Here is an 18,476-nt window from a genome sequence, read left to right as displayed (position 1 = left end):
TTATGACCAGTTTTTACGGCCAAAACCTGAGGTGATCGGATAACGGCGGTCTTTGCCAAAATTACGCATCGTAATACGTGGCCCAACAGGCGCCTGACGACGTTTATATTCATTAATATCAACAAGGCGCACAACTTTGCGTACCACGTCTTTATCAAAACCAAGTTTGATTAGGTCATTAACTGACAAGTCTTTTTCCACATAGCCTTCTAATAATGCATCTAACACATCATAAGGTGGCAAACTGTCTTGATCTAATTGCCCTGGCGCAAGTTCTGCTGATGGCGGCCTATCAATCACACGTTGTGGGATTGCTGGAGAGATAGTATTACGGTATTTAGCCAACTCAAAGACAAGGGTTTTAGGCACATCTTTTAACACGTCAAAACCACCCGCCATATCACCATACAATGTCGAGTAGCCAACCGCTGACTCACTTTTATTACTGGTAGTCAAAACTAAGCGACGACGTTTATTTGACATCGCCATTAAAATAACGGCTCGGCAACGCGCTTGTAAGTTTTCCTCAGTTGTATCAACCGCGGTTCCTTCAAACATAGGCGTTAACTGTGCCATAAAAGCATCAAACATCGGTTCGATAGATACGATATCGAATTCAACACCAAGCAAATCAGCTTGTTCTTTAGCGTCGTGGATGCTCATCTCAGAAGTATAGCGGAATGGCATCATGACCGCTTGCACGTGCTCTTTCCCTATTGCATCAACGGCAATAGCCACTGTTAACCCTGAATCAATCCCGCCTGATAGCCCTAAAATAGCCCCATTAAAACCATTTTTATTGATGTAGTCGCGAGTAGACATGACTAAAGCTTGGTATACCTGCGCCACAGGGTCATTCTCAATAAATACGCTACCTTCGCTCACCAATGCAAGTTCATCAAATTGCACTGTGATAACCTGCTCTTTAAATTCTTCCAATTTAAAGGTTTGCTTGCCTTTGTTTGCAATGATTTTTGAGCCACCATCAAACACCAATTCGTCTTGCCCGCCAACTTGATTGAGATACACAATTGGCATATGAGTGCGTTTACAATGATCGACTAATAAATCAGTTCGAATATGTTCTTTATTAATATCATAAGGAGATGCATTGATTGTCAGTAATATTTCTGCGCCAGCCCCTTTTACTGCATCAACCGGTTCGTCATACCAAATATCTTCGCAAATCAATAAGCCGAGCTGATAACCTTTAAATTCAACAACACAGGTTTTTTCATCTGCGGTGAAATAACGAGGCTCATCAAACACGCCATAATTTGGTAATTCTTGTTTAAAATAGCGTGCGTGTAATTTTCCTTGATAGAAAAAAGACAATGCATTATAGATATCATCCCCTTCATACCATGGATGACCAACAATAATTGCCGTTTCTTGGCTGGCTTTTTGCAGACGGTCGAGTTGTACTAAACAGCGGTCCTCAAAATCAGCTCGGAAAATTAAATCCTCTGGTGGGTACCCTGTCAAAGACAGCTCTGAAAACATGACAATATCTGTGTTTGGTGCTTGTTCACTCACAACTTGCAACATGCGATCGCAGTTGCCTTCGATGTCACCGACTAACCAATTAAGTTGTGCTAGTGAAATATTAAGCTTACGGCTCATAAGGTGTTTTTTCTCCCGGAGCGTGAATATGAATTGCCTTATTCCACATAATGTAATCGATAACAACTATGTGGTAAATAATTCTTATTTATTCTTTAAAATCATTGGCTTCTAAATCGTGTCGACCAAGTAATTTGTAAAATTCTGTGCGGTTTCGCCCTGCCATTCGGGCAGCTTGGGTGACATTCCCTTTTGTCATTTGTAATAACTTACGTAAATAATTCAATTCAAATTGATTACGAGCTTCAACAAATGTCGGCAAGGCCGTATTTTCACCTTGAAGCGCTTGGCTAACGAGTGCTTCGCTGATAACAGGAGACGTTGTTAATGCAACGCATTGTTCAATAACATTAACTAATTGACGAACATTGCCCGGCCAACTCGCTGTTATTAAGCACTTCATGGCGTCACTGGAAAAACTACGCACGAAAGGTTTATGCCGTGATGCAGATTCACGCAATAGATGATTTGCTAATAATGGAATATCTTCAGAACGTTCATTTAACGCAGGAATACGTAGATTAACCACATTTAAGCGATAGTAGAGGTCCTCACGAAACTCATTTTTTTCCATCGCTTTAGGCAAATTCCGGTGAGTTGCAGAGAGAATTCGCACGTCAATATCTAAATCGCGGTTACTACCTAAAGGGCGAACTTTGCGTTCTTGCAATACTCGCAATAATTTAACCTGCAATGGCATTGGCATATCGCCAATCTCATCTAAAAATAACGTACCACCGCTGGCTGCAAAGAATAACCCTTCGCGGTTACTTACTGCGCCGGTAAAAGCCCCTTTAGCATGACCAAATAATTCAGACTCTAATAATTGTTCAGGTAATGCACCGCAGTTAATGGCAATAAACGGCTTACGTGCCCTAGGGCTAGCTTTATGAATAGCCTGAGCTAAAACTTCTTTACCTGTACCACTTTGCCCATTAATTAGCACGCTAACATCAGATTGTGCCACCATATGCGCTTGTTCTAATAGCCGAATCATTAAGGGGCTACGCGTGACTATACCAGCGCTCCACTCCTCATCGCTAATCGGTGTCGAAGAGAGCGCGAGAGCTTCATCGATTGCTTTATATAATGCGTCTTTATCTACTGGCTTAGTTAAAAAACTAAATACGCCTCGTTGTGTTGCCGCGACGGCATCAGGGATAGAACCATGAGCAGTGAGTATGATAACTGGCATGTTTGGATGGGCTTTTTGTATCTCATCGAAAAGCGCCATACCATCCATTTCATCCATGCGTAAATCGCTAATCACTAAATCTAATTTTTCTTTTTGTAAGATTTTTAGTGCTTCAGGGCCGCTTTCTGCTGTAGTGACTTTAAAACCTTCACTACTCAAGCGCATACCTAATAGTTTAAGAAGGCTCGGGTCATCGTCAACTAGCAATAAATTTGCTGACTTACGATTCGTCATTTTTGTTCATTCTCCGATGAATTTTGCTCTACTGGAGAAGATGCGCTGCTATCAGGCTTTGGCTCTTCTGAGGAAATAGGCTTATCTCCTTCAACCCCATTCTCTACATCTTTTTCGGTTTCGTTGGTGCTTTTCTTACGAGAAGAAAGCTGGCGTTCAATATCCGTTAAATTTTCAAGCTTACGGGAGGTCGTATTCAGTTCAAAAGCCAATTTAGCATTATCTTCCTTTAGACGGTCGAGTTTTGTATCCATTTCTTGCTGTAGGCGTTTATAACGAGCCCCCGCGTCTGACAGATTGATAATTTGTACTTGTTGCTCACGCCATAATTGTAATAATGGACGTACCGCAGTGGGAAAATTCAAACTGTACGTATTTATGCTATCAAGCATTTTACGGCGCTCTGCAATAGACGGGTCAGCAGAATTCAACAAAATATTTTGTTGAAATGCACTCGACCAATTTGTTACGTCTATTTTACCTGCATCCTCACGTGCTTGACTGGTTTCCGTGCGATCTGCGCAGTCCATCATTCGTAACCAAAATAATGCATTTTCCCGTGCAGTTGGCTGGTCATTGTTCCAAATAGATTCACATGATGTATAACGGTAGTCTGTGACTTTAACTTCAGGCACAACAACTTGCGCCAGAGTTTCGAGTGGTGACTGACCATTTTTTACTACACATCCACTTAAAATTAGGGAAAATAAAACCGCCCCAAAATTGAGCCCTGTACGTCTCATCACATAAGGTACTCTTTGGTTATATTTACTTAACGATGCGTTACGGTAAAGTACCGCCCAAACACCTGTAGACCGATTTACCATTATTCATTCTCTGCGGTTAGAGGCAGTTCAATTCTAAAACAGACATCTGCTGATTTGTTGGGAACGAGAGAAAGTTCTCCCCCCATTTGTTTAATACAATCTTGCGCAATACTCAGCCCTAGCCCACTTCCTTTGACAGCACCTTTTCTTTGTAGTGAACCTTGATAGAACGGCTCAAAAATCATACTTTGCTCAGACTCAGGAATTGGCGTCCCCGTATTCGCAACTTCAATCAGAAGCTTATTACCTGTTTGGCGACTAGAGATCCAAATATTACCTGATTCGCCACCATAGTGCACCGCATTGGAGTAGATATTATCAATAACCCGTCCTAAAAGTGAGGGTTCGGCTAAACAGCTGTCCACTTTTAAACGCACTTCTGTTTTAATATTTTTAGCCCGTGCCGGTAAATTATGTGCTTTAACAATATCTTCAATGAGTTTTTGTAAATCAACAATTTGTGCTTCTGGCGGGTCATCGACAAGCTTACGATTATAATCAAGTAATTGCTCAATAAGTTGCTGAAGATGCTTACTGCTGTGATCAAGAATTTCTACAACTTCTTTTTGAGACACCGTTAATGGCCCTGCCACCTCATCAGCGAGTAATTCTGTTCCTTCACGCATGCTTGCAAGAGGTGTTTTTAATTCATGTGAAATATGGCGTAGAAACTCGTGGCGCTGTGATTCAAGCCATGCGAGTCGTTCACTTAGCCAAATAATCCGCTGTGCGATTGTCCGTAGCTCCCTAGGGCCTTTAAAGCGTTCAATATTATTCGCAATTGTACGCCCAGTACCGAGACGGTTAATCATTCGTTCGATAGCTTTAACTGGGCCAATAATCATCCGAGTAAATAATGCCACTAGCAATGCGCTTAATAAGAATAAAATTAAGCTTTGCCAACCAAATAATTGGCCTTTATTCGCAATCGCTTTTTGCAGCTGTTCCCCACGGCTAAAAATCACATCACGAGTTTCTTGCACTAATGAGGCATTTTCGGCAGAAAATTGTTCTAAAGCCCGTGTGATTTTTTCTGTCGGTTCATTGTTTTCACACACAACCGTTTTAAGTACATCCAAAGTCTTAGTCAATGCAGAAGTGTCTGACGAGGTAGGTAAGATCGTTCGCTGACGTTCAAACATTTGCTGGTAGTCTGCAAACTGTTTCTGATATTGAGTATGCAATGTAGCATCTTGCAAAACACAATATTGACGATAGCTCCGTTCCATTTCTAAGGCGAGGCTACTCATCACTTCACTACGCCGTGCGTCAAGCAACGTGGTTTTATTGATATTGGCAGCTTGGTTACTCAGTTGCTCTAGGCTTTGATATGCCTGATAGGCTAATACTAATAAAGGAAGTAATACAAGCCAGAATGCCATCACAACTAGTTGACGCAAGGAGCGAGGGAAAAAACGCCATTTACTCAATACATTCATCTCATACCCATTAAACGTATTGCAATGGTAGCAGAACTCCCTGTAATGCGAAAAGCACAATCCAAATTCTGTGTCCCATAGCGTTAAAATCAGACTAAGTGTAACAATCAAAAAGCAATGAACGTGCCAAGTTAATTGGTAAAAAATGATAATTTTCAGATAGGTATGTTCAACGCTCCGGATGTTCCTTTTTCGCATAAACGAAAGCATAAAAGAATCGATAGGTCTTACTAAATGAATTCTTTCGTCTTTTCTTTAGTTTTTTCTTTAAAAATAAAACACTAAGCTATGCCCTAAATAATTCGGATTGCAGCTAGGCTGCCAAGTGAAGATATCTCTATGAAACATACAAAAGTATGTGACTAGAGTAGCTGAACGCAGGTAACAACACTGCGGTTCGAAGTATGACGGGCATAGGGCGGCAAGAGAAGATATCTCTATGAAACATAAAAAGTGTGTGACTAGAGTGGCTGAACGCAGGTAACAACGCTGCGGTTCGAAGTATGACGGGCATAAAACAGGAAGGCGAGATGAAGTATTGACCTTCACCCCGCCAGCGATAACAACTTCTATAATGCTTTTTATATGATTATGTCTTTACATTAAAGATAATCATATAGGTGGTGCCTCACTCCACGTGTCGCCCTGTGTTTGATAAGGCCCGAAGGCGAATATCTATGCTGTTGGACGGTAGGCACCTTACTTTGGCGTCATTCTTGGTTTATGTGGTATGTACCCAACTAATTTTGGACCTACATAAGAAGTTGAATGAGCAACTGAATATTATTATGCACAAGCCGTGCCAACTTTTCAAGAAATTTTATATCTACATGATTAAAAACAAAATTTATTTTTAATCCCACTTTAGCTACTTTTTAATACACCGTACCCGCTTACTGTTTTTTCTTAAGTGTCGCTAATTTATGACACCCGATTAGCTCATTTTCAAATACCTTAAATATCAATAAGATAAATGTCGCCTTTTGGAGACACGGCTATAGTGTGTTTGTCTCTTATTTAAGACACTGTCGTTTAATCACACATTAAATATACACTTAATATAAATTAAATTAGAATAATTAATGATTTACCGTAAGGCACTAATTAAGATAGAGAGCAAGACAACAATATGTAATTGATATATTTGACTTTGGTTAAATCCATCTATAATAAAAACAGCAGAGATACTTTACCAATCATTATATTTTATTGTTACTTTCTCGTTTAAGGTGTATTTATGAATAAAATGCCCTCATTACCTATGCAGGATCTTCAACCAGCTTTACATATTTTAGAGCAATCTATTGGCTATTTATACCAAGCTGCACTACGTGCCGCGGTGAAACTGCGTATTGCAGAAGCATTACAATCAGGTTCCAAAACAGCTGAAGAACTCGCCAAAGAAACGGGAGCAAATCCCCGAGAACTCACTCGATTATTACGATTATTAGCCACTAAAGATATTTTTAAGCTAACCCCTGATAACAAATTTGACCTCACACCCGCCGCACAATATTTATCTGAAAAGAATACGTTTTCATTACGGCAAGCGGTATTGATGTTTACTGACCCTTCGTTCTGGTTACCCGCAGGCGAGTTACACCGCAGCGCGTTTGAACCCCATTTGTTTAACAGCATGTTTGGAATGAGTTTTTATGAATATTGGGATGAACGAATTACTGATAGTGATAATTTCCACGAAGGCATTTCGTCTGTAAGTAAATTAGAAAATGCATTTGTCGTAGAAAGTTATAGTTTCCCAGATAACGCTCTCGTTGCAGACATTGGCGGCGGCTGTGGTGGGTTACTTTTAGAGGTTATGACAGCAAATTTAACATTAAAAGGCATATTATTTGATAAAGCCCAAGTATTAGAAAAACATATTCTTAATCAACTAGATGACCCCACCCGTTGGAGCATCCAAGCTGGCTCATTTCTTGAAGCCTGCCCTGAAGCTGATATTTATTTACTCAAGTATATTACTCATAATTGGTCAGATACTGTTGCAATAAAGATACTTAAAACAATTAGAAAGTCGATGAGTCCTAACTCTAAGTTACTAATCATTGAAAATATTGTTACCAACGACAATCACCCCCACTTCAGTAAAAATATGGATTTAGTACAGATGGTTTTATTTGATGAAGGCCATGAACGCACAGAAACTGAGTTCAATTCACTGCTAAATCAAGCAAACTTACAATTAAAACAAATTATTTCAACACAATGTCATATTTCCATTATTGAAGCATACCCCATTTAACGTCCGCTATCCTGCTTTATACAATCAAAGCACTAAAGCAGGATAATTAAAGAAAATACCTGATGAATATCAGAATTTTAAATTATGTTAGTAGCTTATCCCTGTTCGTCTTGCTATAAGATTTGCCAATACCCTACTCATCAAATTGATAAAAAATATGATAAAAATCGCGTTAGTTGATGACCATATCGTTGTGCGTTCTGGCTTCGCACAACTATTAACACTTGAACCTGATATTTCGGTTATCGGGCAATATGCTAATGCTCAAGAAGCTTGGCCTAATTTGCTTAATTTAGATATTGATGTTGCCATCATGGATATTTCGATGCCAGATGAGAACGGCCTGCAACTTTTATCACGGTTGCGCCAAAAAAAGCCGGATTTTCGCACCATTATCTTGAGTATTTATGATACCCCCGCTTTTGTGCAAAGTGCTTTAGATGCTGGAGCCAGTGCGTATTTAACTAAACGCTGTGGCCCTGAAGAATTAGTGCAAGCGGTTCGCTCAGTGCACCAAGGAGGCTGCTACCTATGCGCCGATGCCATGAGAGCGTTACGCCACTCACCCCAACAGCAGCAAAGTCTACAAGAACTCACGCCTCGGGAACGGGAAGTGTTTGATTTATTAGTTGCTGGCTTGAGTGTAAAAGTGATCGCAGAGCAACTTGAATTAAGCCATAAAACTGTGCATGTGCATCGTGCAAATATATTAGGCAAATTACAATGCGAAAACACCATCGACCTTGTTCATTACGCGTTAGAACATAACCTAATATCAAGGTAATTTAGGCATGAATAAAAGCTTACGTTTAACACTGCAATCCATCTTTCTATTTTTTACCTATTCTCTGTTATGGATTGGGTTGTGGATCATCGGCTTTTATTTAAGTCAAAACAGTTTTCAAGCAACTTTATTTCTTCCACAAGGCTTGCGCCTAGCATTGATGATTATCCTGTGGCGACGTTACTGGCCAACACTACTACTCAGCGAAGGGATATTAAATTTTTGGTTATCATCAGAGCAACTGCTCTTCCAACCTGTTTTACTGTTATCTCCATTATTGAGTCTCGGTGTTGCCTTCGTCATTCAAAACATTTGGTGGCGCTATACGTTATATTGGCAACGATTACTATTATTGCTCGCAGGTGTCGCCGCAAATAGTGTATTACACGCTTTATTATTCAGTGGGTTATCATCTTATTCCATTAGCCAATTATTCCTAACAACATTCACCGGAGGAATACTTCTCTCTCCTTTTGTTTATCTCATTTATGAGTATCTCCACGAGCAGCACTACCAAATGCTCCTTGATTATGGAACGCCAGATAAACAATTACGAACCTCTTTAATAGTTTGGTGTTTTCTATTCTGTGTCGTTGGGTTGAGTGCCCAAGTCTTTTTTGCCCCCGAAATTGAGCGGTTAATTGTCCTACTCGTTTTTATTCCTAATGTTTTTATGGCTTATCGCTATGGTTGGCAGGGCGGCGTACTTTCTGCATTATTAGGCAGTTTAATTATTACTTTTGCACGGCAATTTCACGGTGCCTTTGTTGATTTAGAAGAGCTAGAAATGTTTCTCAGTTCCCAAGCCTTAATTGGCATCGGGCTTGGGATAGCAATTAGCCGACAAAAACAACTGGCGAGTAACCTACAGCGCTATCGACAACGCTTAGAGCAAGAGCTAAAAGCGCGACGCGACTTAATGTTACAACTCGTTCATACCGAGGAAGATATCAAAAAAGCGATTGCTCGCGAGTTGCATGATGAAATTGGGCAAAATATTACTGCCATCCAAATTCAGTCAATGCTAGTGAAAAAAACAGCGTCTGACGACATCAGCCACCAAGCAGCAAGTCAAATAAATGAACTAGCTCAGCAAATTCACCAATCTACGCGGCAATTATTACGCCAATTGCGCCCTCCCGTATTGGATGAAATGTCCCTTGAAAATGCACTTAAGCACTTAATTACTGAATTTTCTTTTCCACAGAATAATATTCAATGTCACTTTCATTATGGCTTACAAGAAACGCCGATCAATGAAACGGTTTTATTTACACTTTATCGCCTCGTCCAAGAATTACTTAACAATATCAGTAAACATGCAAAAGCCACACAAATTCACATATCTCTTAAGCAAATAGGTGACTCGATCCAGCTAGTTGTTGATGACAATGGCGTTGGCATTCCATTTAGCAAACGCACGAGTGGCTTTGGTTTGCGCGGTATTGAGGAGCGAGTTCGAGCCTTAGGCGGTGACTGGACATTGACCACACAAAACGGAACACAAATAAGTGTTAACTTGCCCACATTTTGAGATAAAACATCGCAAAACTAGGAATAATTCCTAGTCCCCTAATACCTTCTCTCATCCTTTTTGTTAAAAACTTGATTACATTTTGCCTAACAAGAGAAACCGCCCTATGACAGGTAAAGACACCTTGAGTCTGGATAACACGTATCGTTTTTGGCGTCGCCGCTTAATGCTATCAATGATTATTGGTTATGCCACTTTTTACCTTACGCGAAAGAGTTTTAACTTCGTGATGCCTGTCATGCAAAACGAGCTGTTTCTCGATAAAAGCGATATTGGCTGGATAGCGACTGCATTTTATTTAACCTACGGTATTTCTAAGTTTTTATCGGGAATTTTCCACGATATCACCGGATACCGTTGGTTTATGGGTGTCGGCTTAGTGATGACAGGGCTGCTAAATATTATTTTTGCCTATTGCTTATCGTTTCCGGCGTTATTAATCGTGTGGACACTAAATGGCTTTTTTCAAGGCTGGGGCTGGCCACCTTGCGCACGCATTCTAACGCACTGGTATTCACGCAATGAGCGTGGATTTTGGTGGGGGCTGTGGAATATTTCCATCAACCTAGGGGGAATGTTACTGCCTCTGCTAACGGCATTATTGGCAACCCAGTACAGCTGGCAAATGGCATTAATTGTCCCTGGCGTTATTGGAGTCATCATTGGGTTATGGCTGTGCCGCCAATTACGTGGCACACCACAAGAAGAACCGCTTCCAAGCGTGGGGCAATGGCGACAAGATGTGTTGGAGTTACGCCAAGAGCGTTTGTCCCCTCCCATGCCGATGTTAACGATTTTAAAAGATGCCATTATTTTTAACCGTATGATTTGGTTACTGGGTTTCTCCTATATTTTGGTTTATCTCATTCGTATGGCGATAAACGATTGGGGGAATTTATGGTTAACAGAAAAACATGGCACTAATTTACTCAGTGCAAATGCAACATTATCGTTATTTGAATTGGGAGGATTATTAGGTGCTCTCTGCTCTGGCTGGGGCTCTGATATCCTATTTCGCGGCCAACGAGCGCCAATGATCCTACTGTTTTCTTTGGGGCTTTGTGTCTCAGTTAGCGCCTTATGGTTAACACCAATTCATCACTACGCTTTATTGGCTGTATGTTTCTTTGCTATCGGATTTTTTGTGTTTGGACCGCAAATGTTAATCGGCTTAGCTGCAACAGAATATTGTCATAAAAAAGCAGCTGGGGCGGTAACGGGCTATCTTGGATTGTACGCCTATTTAGGGGCGGCAATTGCGGGATGGCCACTCTCTCAAGTCATTGCACATTATGGTTGGTCAGGGATGTTTTCTTTACTGGCCAGTGCTGCGGCTTTGATGGGATTACTGCTAATGCCTCTATTGATTGCCAATGTCAGCAAGCGAGAGCATTTAGCAGGCACCGTTTCACCCTCTGATAATAAAACCTGAATAAAGGACTGAAAATGAAACTGAAAACTCTCTCTACGCTTATCGCTGCTGGTTTATCACTAGCGGCTATTTCTACCACTGCAAATGCTGCGGGCCGTTTGGTTGTTTACTGTAGCGCCACTAACGCCATGTGCGAAACTGAAACGCAAGCTTTTGCGAAAAAATACGATGTCAAAACCACATTTGTACGTAATGGTTCTGGCAGTACTTTAGCCAAAATTGAGGCCGAAAAACGTAACCCACAAGCTGACGTGTGGTATGGCGGTACATTAGACCCTCATTCACAAGCAGGAGAAATGGATTTACTTGAGCCATACAAGTCGCCAAATCTGTCTGAAATTATGCCGCAGTTCCAAGACCCAGCAAAACGTAAAGGTAACTATTCTTCCGCAGTTTACATCGGTATTTTAGGCTTCGGTGTCAATAAAGACCGCTTAAAAGAAAAAGGTTTGCCGATCCCAACTTGCTGGAAAGATTTAACAAAACCTGAGTATAAAGGCGAAATTCAAATCGCAGACCCACAAAGTTCAGGGACAGCTTATACTGCATTAGCCACTTTCGACCAATTATGGGGAAATGAGCAAGCCTTTGATTATCTAAAAAAATTAAATGCTAACATATCACAATATACCAAGTCAGGTATTGCTCCAGCACGTAATGCGGCTCGTGGTGAGTCGGCAATTGGTATTGGCTTCTTACATGATTATTCATTAGAAGTGGAAAACGGTGCGCCGTTAGAACTCATCGCTCCTTGTGAAGGAACAGGCTATGAAATCGGCGGGATCAGTATCCTGAAAAACGCGCGTAATATGGATAACGCCAAATTATTCGTTGATTTCGTCTTATCGAAAGAAGCTCAAGAGCTGAGCTGGAAAGAAGGGAAATCTTACCAAATCTTAACCAACACAACGGCAGAGTCCTCGCCTATTTCATTAAAACTCAATGAATTGAACCTAATTAATTACGATATGGATAAATACGGTGATGCTGATGTTCGTAAAAACCTTATCAATAAATGGGTTACTGAAGTCAAAATGAGCAAATAGCATTAAGTGCGGCGTTAACTCGCCGCACTGAGCACTTACTTAACTAAAATAAAAAATTAATTTAATTAAGCTTCAAATTATGAGTGTTGTGATGGGTTGGCGGAGTACAGCTAAGACCGTGACAGCGCAAAATATGGCGAGCTTAGGGGGAACTATGTCTCAAACCCTAACCTTATCGACCCCAACCAAAAAGGATAGCATATTCTTTTGGTTGCTGATTGCATGGCTAGGTTTCGCGTTACTACCTTCTTGGAGCCTAGACTATGGCGTACTTGATTCAACACAAGACGAGATCATAGCGGCTTACGGTTGGAGTAGCCTAAACATTAGTTGGCTTTGGTATTTATTACCTTCTATTTTATTTATTCGCCCGTTAACACCAGCGGATCGTTATCATAAAACACGGCATTACTTCGATATTGGCGTGGCTGTTATCACCGCCGCCGTGGTGATCTTAACCTCCTACTTTGAAGGAAAAGGGTTAGGTTACTCAGCTATTGTGCTATTTATCGCCTTGGGAATGGTGATGACATTGGCGTTAACCCGCCTTGAGTGGCTCGGTGGAGACCAGTTTGTTATTGGCTCACTGATCACCGTTGTTGCTTTAATAACCCTGTTTATTGTGTTCCCTAGTGTCGCTATTTTTATCCCAATGTTTACTGATGGAAATGGAGACTTTGCACCATTCGCCTTTGTGGCAATTTTGACACAATCGCATATTGTCCAAGTTATTATTAACTCTGTATTTTTATCGTTAGCGGTAGGGGCTGGCTGTACTTTTTTTGGTTTAATTTTAGCCATTTATACAACGCGTATTGCTAAACGCTCCGCCATCATTGGCCGTGTTTTTTCTATTTTGCCTATCGTCACTCCCCCATTTGTCGTCGGCCTAGGGGTCACATTGATGATGGGGCGTTCAGGGTATATTACCGAATTCCTTGCTACTTATATGGGCCTTGAAAATACCAACTGGCTATATGGCTTTACGGGAATTTGGTTAGCGCAAGTGCTAGCATTCACCCCGATGTCATTCATGATTTTAGATGGTGCGATTAAAACTATTCACCCATCTTTAGAAGAAGCGTCTTATACATTGCGTGCCAACCGTTACCAAACTTTCTTTAATGTATTTATGCCATTACTGAAACCTGCTTTGGCAAACGCATTTTTAATCGTCATAGTGCAATCATTGGCTGACTTTAGTAACCCATTAGTTTTAGGTGGTAACTTCGACGTACTCGCGACGCAAATTTACTTCTATATCACTGGGTCGCAGTTAGATTATCAAGCCGCCAGTACCTTGGGTGCGTCACTACTAGTGTTCTCACTTTTAGTCTTCTGCGTTCAGTATATGTGGATAGGCAAACGCTCCTATGTCACTGTGTCCGGGAAATCTTACCGTGGTGATGTTCAGCCGTTACCAACATCGTTAATTGCCACTGTAACAGCCTTCTTAGCTATTTGGGTTGCATTTAACATATTGTTATACGGTAGCATTTTCTACGGTAGCTTTACCGTGAACTGGGGTGTTGATTACACCTTAACCTTAGATAATTTTATTAAATTATTTGGTCAGGGTATGAGTGATGGTGCATGGCCGTCACTGTTAGATACGCTTCTGTATGCAGGTATTGCGGCACCTATTACCGCGATCCTTGGTTTACTAATTGCCTATATCGTAGTTCGCCAAGACTTCCGTGGTAAAAAGACCATCGAATTCACGACGATGTTGTGTTTTGCTGTTCCAGGTACCGTGGCAGGTGTGTCATACATTTTAGCCTTTAACGATTCACCGTTTTATTTAACGGGAACGGCTGCCATCGTAATTATTTCAATGACCATGCGTAACGTCCCTGTGGGTATCCGTGCTGGTATTGCAGGTTTAGGGCAAATTGATAAATCATTGGATGAAGCGTCACTCAGCTTACGAGCGGGTTCAATGCGTACCATCTTCTTTATCCTGTTACCCTTGTTGCGCCCAGCCATTTTATCGGCGTTGATTTATAGCTTTGTCCGCGCGATCACCACTGTCAGTGCGATTGTATTCTTGGTTACTCCAGATACTCGCGTCGCAACGGCTTATATTTTGAACCGTGTTGAAGACGGTGAATATGGCGTTGCCATTGCCTATGGCTCAATCCTGATTGTCGTAATGTTGGCAATTATTTTCTTATTTGACTATTTGATTGGCGAAGCCCGTGTTTCACGTTCCAAAGCCAAAAATGCACAGTAATCATGGAGTAACTGACATGACACAACATCATTTTGTTGAACTAAAAAATGTGACTAAACGCTTTGGCAACAATACCGTCATCGATGATTTAAGTCTTTCAATTCCGCAAGGTAGCATGGTGACCCTACTCGGCCCATCAGGCTGCGGTAAAACCACCGTATTGCGTTTAGTGGCTGGCTTAGAAAAACCGACTGAAGGCCGTATGTTTATTGACGGTGAAGATGTGACAGACCGTTCCATTCAACAACGCGATATCTGTATGGTTTTCCAATCTTACGCCCTGTTCCCGCATATGTCCTTGGGGGACAACGTGGGTTATGGCTTAAAAATGTTAGGATTACCCAAAGCCGAAATAAAAAAACGAGTTGACGAGGCATTAGAATTAGTTGATTTAGCTGGTTTTGCTGACCGTTTCGTTGACCAAATATCAGGTGGCCAACAACAGCGCGTGGCCTTGGCTCGCGCATTGATCCTTAAGCCAAAAGTGCTGTTGTTCGATGAGCCATTAAGTAACTTGGATGCAAATTTACGTCGTAGCATGCGTGAAAAAATCCGTGAGTTACAGCAGCAGTTTAATATCACCTCTTTGTATGTTACCCATGACCAAAGCGAGGCCTTTGCGGTTTCGGATATGGTGTTGGTCATGAATAAAGGGAAAATCATGCAACTCGGCTCACCGCAAGAGCTCTACCGCCAGCCAGCGTCAAAATTTATGGCCAGCTTTATGGGGGATGCCAATATTTTCCCTGCGACACTCAGTGCGGATTCCGTGGATATTTTCAATTATCGCTTACCACGCCCAGAACAGTTTGTTACTGATAAAACCGCGGTAACTGTGGGGGTTCGTCCCGAAGCTATCACGCTGAGTTTACAAGGTGAAGAAAGCCAACGCTGTACAGTGACTCATGTTGCTTATATGGGGCCTCAATATGAAGTCACTGTTGATTGGCATGGTCAATCAATGTTGCTGCAAATTAATGCCACTCAATTACAACCTTCTGTCGGGGAAAACCTCTATTTGCAGATCCACCCATACGGCATGTTTATTCTTGAGTAATATCCCACTCTTTGAATAATACAAAATGTCATTAGGTAACAAGGGAAACTTAGCATTGTGAATAGCACATTCTCCCTTCACCCATAAGGGCGGAGGGGGAATGTGCCCCATAAGAAAATAATCACTAAAAGCATATTATCGGTGACTTCAATATCAATTTTTATTTTTTTCTGAAAGTACAATTAACATACTTAACAAAATAAATAACATACCGATTATCATCGAAATTGTCATTGTCTCATCTAAAAGATAGGATGAAATCATCACACTAATGATTGGTGAAATAAGAATTGAGTATGATGAAAGCTTTGCGCCACCATACTCTATCATATAATACCAAAGAACATAAACAATCACGCCATTAGCTATCCCCATATAGATAATTGGTATATATACACTCATAAAAAATTCAGAATGTATATTACTCAATATGTTTAAATCAACATTTAAAAATGGAATTAATAAAATAAAAAAAACAAATGATACTATATTTTGATAAAATACTTTTGAAGTTAGGTTTATTTTCATGGTAATTTTTTCAGATAAAATAGTTCCTAGTGCCCACATAAATGCACTTAATAAAATTATCATTTCACCAATACTTATACCAACTGGTGATATAAAGATAAAAATACCACTAATGCATAACAAAGATACAAATACTGACCGAGTTTCAATATGTTTATTTATTACACCCAATACAACTGTTGCCATTACTGGCATTGTATAAACAAGTACAGATGCCTTTACCGCTTCTGTATACTTTAACGCCAAACTATTTAATATAGGAACTAAAAAAACATTTAAAAAACCAAGTGGGATACTGTTTACAAACTCTCGAAAATTAAACCGACACCGACTAAAAAAGAAAAAAACAAAGCACAAAAAAATAACTGAAATAATTAGGGAGTAGATTCTAAAAGCCCAAACACCTACTTGGTCAATCGCTAGTTTTGATATAGGAAATGCACTCCCCCATATGAATGATATTAAAATAGCACAAAGAAGTACTTTAATTTGCTTCATTATACCTCACAACTAATGCCATTCTTTTACTTGTTCTATTAGATGTCACTGTGGAAACGAAATGTGGGATTTTTCTTTTTTTTGTATCAAAAATTAAAATATTTAAATATGACGGGATAAAAGTATCTAAAATTGTCTTTTTATCCTTATCTAAAATCATCGTTAATCCTCCATAATTTGCTTCCCATTCCTTTGTTAGGTTAATTACAATACCTATCCCATCATCGGAGTCACAATGTGTAGTTAGAAAATCATCTTTATCAAACTTGCTTAAGTACATGTTTGATATAATATTTACTTTACTTCCTGTTAGGTTTTCTAAAAAGTTTTTAAATTTAACATCATTAACAACTGAAATTAAATCAGCAAAAATTATTTTTATTTCATTAAAGCATATTCTTCTAAATGAAAATGAGAACTCGCCATTATCTCTATCTTCAAATGCACTTGTTTTTTCATCATTAATACTATTTATATCGGTATCAGAAAGATAAAAATCGCTTACCCTTTGTCTATTTTTTATAATGAAACTCCATTTATCTTCTTCAATACTATTGATTAAATTCAAGTCAATATTAAAGTCAGGAAAAAAATCTTTTATTGTAAAACTAGTATACCCATTACTCAAAAACTCTTTTTTATGCCTATTTATCCCCATTAAACAGTTTCTCCTCTGCAAAACTAAAGTCCCTAAGCGATATTTTGATTTTTCGTCCCTCCAATGAGATAGTGTCATACTTAGTGATTACTTTAATTACTTGGTCAACCACTAACCCTGACATTGCAGCTAGTGACGGCGAGCTTTGCCAAGCATTAACTTTTCTTACTCCATTTAAAAACTGTTGCTTCATTCTAGCCTCTTGGAAATCTTTTACTATCGAGTCATCACTATAAAATGTTTTTTTAATTTGATGTTTAACATCAAAGTATGTTTTTCCTATTTTATTATTTAAATAAATAGGACCTATAGATATTTCATGAGGATCACCACCTAGCTCAATGATAGGTATCGATTTATCAATAGCAACTTTATGTATTATATCCTCAACCGTATTTTTTTTGTAATAACCTAAACTTGCCCATGCTAGCAAAATCATATCAACACTATCAAGTAAATCATTAACTCTATTTTCACTTGGTGTTAAAAATTCAAAATATTTTTCTATTTTAGTATACTTATTATGCCTATATATTCCATTTTCAGCCGAATCAACTTTACTTTTTCCGATATCATCTTCTGTATATAAGACCTGTCTATTTAGATTTGATAATTCGACAACATCACCATCAACAATTCTTAATGTTCCAACACCAATTAATGCAAGTTGTAATGAGCACCATGTTCCCCATCCCCCCATACCAAGCACAAGAACTCTACTTTTTTTTAAACGCTCCTGATACTTTATCGATGATAAATTATCATTATCGATTAAAGAAAATTGTAGCAATTGACGATCGTATAGTTCAATTTCTCTAGAAGTAAGTAGCTCAGATGAAATAATATTATCTTCAACTAAGCCACATGATATCATTTTCCTAATAAAATCTATTACTTCATGTTCTTCAACATTTAAGTTTCTATTTAACAGCTCCTTTATTATTCTCGGTAATGTATGTTCGCCATCTAATTTAGACAATACAACTTTCACCCATTCTGGGGGAGACTTGATTATTTTAGCCTTACCTGGAATTTCACCAATACAAATATTTCCATTATCAGATTCAATAATATGATGAGAGCGTTTTATAATTGGCTTTGTTACTAAACTATACATGTTTACTT

Annotated in this window: 14 protein-coding genes; 7 read left to right on the top strand and 7 right to left on the bottom strand. The window is 39.5% G+C overall.

The window, feature by feature from the left end; all coding sequences use genetic code 11:
• The 4 genes from P3L40_RS08450 to P3L40_RS08435 all read right to left on the bottom strand — a co-directional run bounded on the left by P3L40_RS08450 (position 1) and on the right by P3L40_RS08435 (position 5,318).
• Complete coding sequence (locus tag P3L40_RS08450; protein ID WP_004264936.1) at positions 1-1,623, bottom strand: NAD+ synthase; 1,623 nt, start codon at positions 1,621-1,623, stop codon at positions 1-3.
• 88 nt (positions 1,624-1,711) lie between these two features.
• Positions 1,712-3,052, bottom strand: coding sequence for a two-component system response regulator GlrR (gene glrR, locus P3L40_RS08445; RefSeq protein WP_004264938.1), 1,341 nt, complete (start codon positions 3,050-3,052; stop codon positions 1,712-1,714).
• A complete protein-coding gene (qseG, locus tag P3L40_RS08440) occupies positions 3,049-3,879 on the bottom strand; it encodes a two-component system QseEF-associated lipoprotein QseG (protein WP_136134225.1) in 831 nt (276 codons plus the stop codon). Before qseG ends, glrR begins: the two co-directional genes overlap by 4 nt.
• Positions 3,879-5,318 carry a sensor histidine kinase gene (locus P3L40_RS08435; RefSeq protein ID WP_153673946.1) on the bottom strand — a complete coding sequence of 480 codons (1,440 nt, stop codon included), beginning with the start codon at positions 5,316-5,318 and terminating at the stop codon, positions 3,879-3,881. The genes qseG and P3L40_RS08435 overlap by 1 nt, the downstream gene beginning before the upstream one ends.
• A 1,237-nt stretch (positions 5,319-6,555) precedes the next feature.
• Here P3L40_RS08435 and P3L40_RS08430 point away from each other — a divergent pair.
• The 7 genes from P3L40_RS08430 (at position 6,556) to fbpC (ending at position 15,667) form a co-directional block, all read left to right on the top strand.
• Positions 6,556-7,581: a methyltransferase gene (locus P3L40_RS08430; RefSeq protein ID WP_210852318.1), complete on the top strand. Its 1,026-nt coding sequence runs from the start codon at positions 6,556-6,558 to the stop codon at positions 7,579-7,581.
• Between the two features lie 157 nt (positions 7,582-7,738).
• The gene (locus P3L40_RS08425) at positions 7,739-8,365 is read left to right on the top strand and encodes a response regulator transcription factor (RefSeq protein WP_096863439.1); all 627 of its coding nucleotides are present in this window, start codon (positions 7,739-7,741) and stop codon (positions 8,363-8,365) included.
• A 7-nt stretch (positions 8,366-8,372) separates the two neighbouring features.
• Positions 8,373-9,899 (top strand): MASE1 domain-containing protein, encoded by a 1,527-nt coding sequence (locus P3L40_RS08420; RefSeq protein WP_110591969.1) that lies wholly within the window; start codon positions 8,373-8,375, stop codon positions 9,897-9,899.
• Between the two features lie 106 nt (positions 9,900-10,005).
• Positions 10,006-11,331 carry an MFS transporter family glucose-6-phosphate receptor UhpC gene (uhpC, locus tag P3L40_RS08415; protein ID WP_272693274.1) on the top strand — a complete coding sequence of 442 codons (1,326 nt, stop codon included), beginning with the start codon at positions 10,006-10,008 and terminating at the stop codon, positions 11,329-11,331.
• Positions 11,332-11,345: 14 nt separating this feature from the next.
• Positions 11,346-12,377, top strand: coding sequence for an ABC transporter substrate-binding protein (locus P3L40_RS08410; protein WP_094961702.1), 1,032 nt, complete (start codon positions 11,346-11,348; stop codon positions 12,375-12,377).
• A 154-nt stretch (positions 12,378-12,531) separates the two neighbouring features.
• On the top strand, positions 12,532-14,610 hold the full coding sequence (locus P3L40_RS08405; protein ID WP_136134226.1) for an ABC transporter permease: 2,079 nt from the start codon (positions 12,532-12,534) through the stop codon (positions 14,608-14,610).
• A gap of 16 nt (positions 14,611-14,626) precedes the next feature.
• Positions 14,627-15,667 (top strand): ferric ABC transporter ATP-binding protein, encoded by a 1,041-nt coding sequence (gene fbpC / locus P3L40_RS08400; protein WP_210852316.1) that lies wholly within the window; start codon positions 14,627-14,629, stop codon positions 15,665-15,667.
• Positions 15,668-15,820: 153 nt separating this feature from the next.
• On the opposite strand, the gene P3L40_RS08395 is transcribed toward fbpC, so the two are convergent.
• From P3L40_RS08395 to P3L40_RS08385, 3 genes are read right to left on the bottom strand one after another with little or no spacing between them, the layout of a single operon-like run.
• A complete protein-coding gene (locus P3L40_RS08395; RefSeq protein ID WP_196731758.1) occupies positions 15,821-16,693 on the bottom strand; it encodes a DMT family transporter in 873 nt (290 codons plus the stop codon).
• Complete coding sequence (locus tag P3L40_RS08390; protein WP_136134228.1) at positions 16,680-17,351, bottom strand: 2OG-Fe(II) oxygenase family protein; 672 nt, start codon at positions 17,349-17,351, stop codon at positions 16,680-16,682. Before P3L40_RS08390 ends, P3L40_RS08395 begins: the two co-directional genes overlap by 14 nt.
• Complete coding sequence (locus P3L40_RS08385) at positions 17,338-18,468, bottom strand: ThiF family adenylyltransferase (protein WP_112308266.1); 1,131 nt, start codon at positions 18,466-18,468, stop codon at positions 17,338-17,340. Before P3L40_RS08385 ends, P3L40_RS08390 begins: the two co-directional genes overlap by 14 nt.
• Between the last annotated feature and the right edge of the window lie 8 nt (positions 18,469-18,476).

The sequence above is a fragment of the Providencia sp. PROV040 genome, assembly GCF_032706145.1.
In the GTDB taxonomy this organism is placed as follows: Bacteria; Pseudomonadota; Gammaproteobacteria; order Enterobacterales; family Enterobacteriaceae; genus Providencia; species Providencia hangzhouensis.
Note: the sequence above shows the minus strand (reverse complement) of the source record. Positions and strands in the feature narration are given on the sequence as shown.

Coding starts and splice junctions, on each gene's coding strand:
- P3L40_RS08385 (WP_112308266.1), bottom strand. CDS start 18,468: ATGTATAGTTTAGTAACAAAGCCAATTATAAAACGCTCTCATCATATT.
- P3L40_RS08395 (WP_196731758.1), bottom strand. CDS start 16,693: ATGAAGCAAATTAAAGTACTTCTTTGTGCTATTTTAATATCATTCATA.
- P3L40_RS08420 (WP_110591969.1), top strand. CDS start 8,373: ATGAATAAAAGCTTACGTTTAACACTGCAATCCATCTTTCTATTTTTT.
- P3L40_RS08450 (WP_004264936.1), bottom strand. CDS start 1,623: ATGAGCCGTAAGCTTAATATTTCACTAGCACAACTTAATTGGTTAGTC.
- glrR (WP_004264938.1), bottom strand. CDS start 3,052: ATGACGAATCGTAAGTCAGCAAATTTATTGCTAGTTGACGATGACCCG.
- P3L40_RS08435 (WP_153673946.1), bottom strand. CDS start 5,318: ATGAATGTATTGAGTAAATGGCGTTTTTTCCCTCGCTCCTTGCGTCAA.
- qseG (WP_136134225.1), bottom strand. CDS start 3,879: ATGGTAAATCGGTCTACAGGTGTTTGGGCGGTACTTTACCGTAACGCA.
- P3L40_RS08390 (WP_136134228.1), bottom strand. CDS start 17,351: ATGGGGATAAATAGGCATAAAAAAGAGTTTTTGAGTAATGGGTATACT.
- P3L40_RS08425 (WP_096863439.1), top strand. CDS start 7,739: ATGATAAAAATCGCGTTAGTTGATGACCATATCGTTGTGCGTTCTGGC.
- fbpC (WP_210852316.1), top strand. CDS start 14,627: ATGACACAACATCATTTTGTTGAACTAAAAAATGTGACTAAACGCTTT.
- P3L40_RS08410 (WP_094961702.1), top strand. CDS start 11,346: ATGAAACTGAAAACTCTCTCTACGCTTATCGCTGCTGGTTTATCACTA.
- uhpC (WP_272693274.1), top strand. CDS start 10,006: ATGACAGGTAAAGACACCTTGAGTCTGGATAACACGTATCGTTTTTGG.
- P3L40_RS08405 (WP_136134226.1), top strand. CDS start 12,532: ATGTCTCAAACCCTAACCTTATCGACCCCAACCAAAAAGGATAGCATA.
- P3L40_RS08430 (WP_210852318.1), top strand. CDS start 6,556: ATGAATAAAATGCCCTCATTACCTATGCAGGATCTTCAACCAGCTTTA.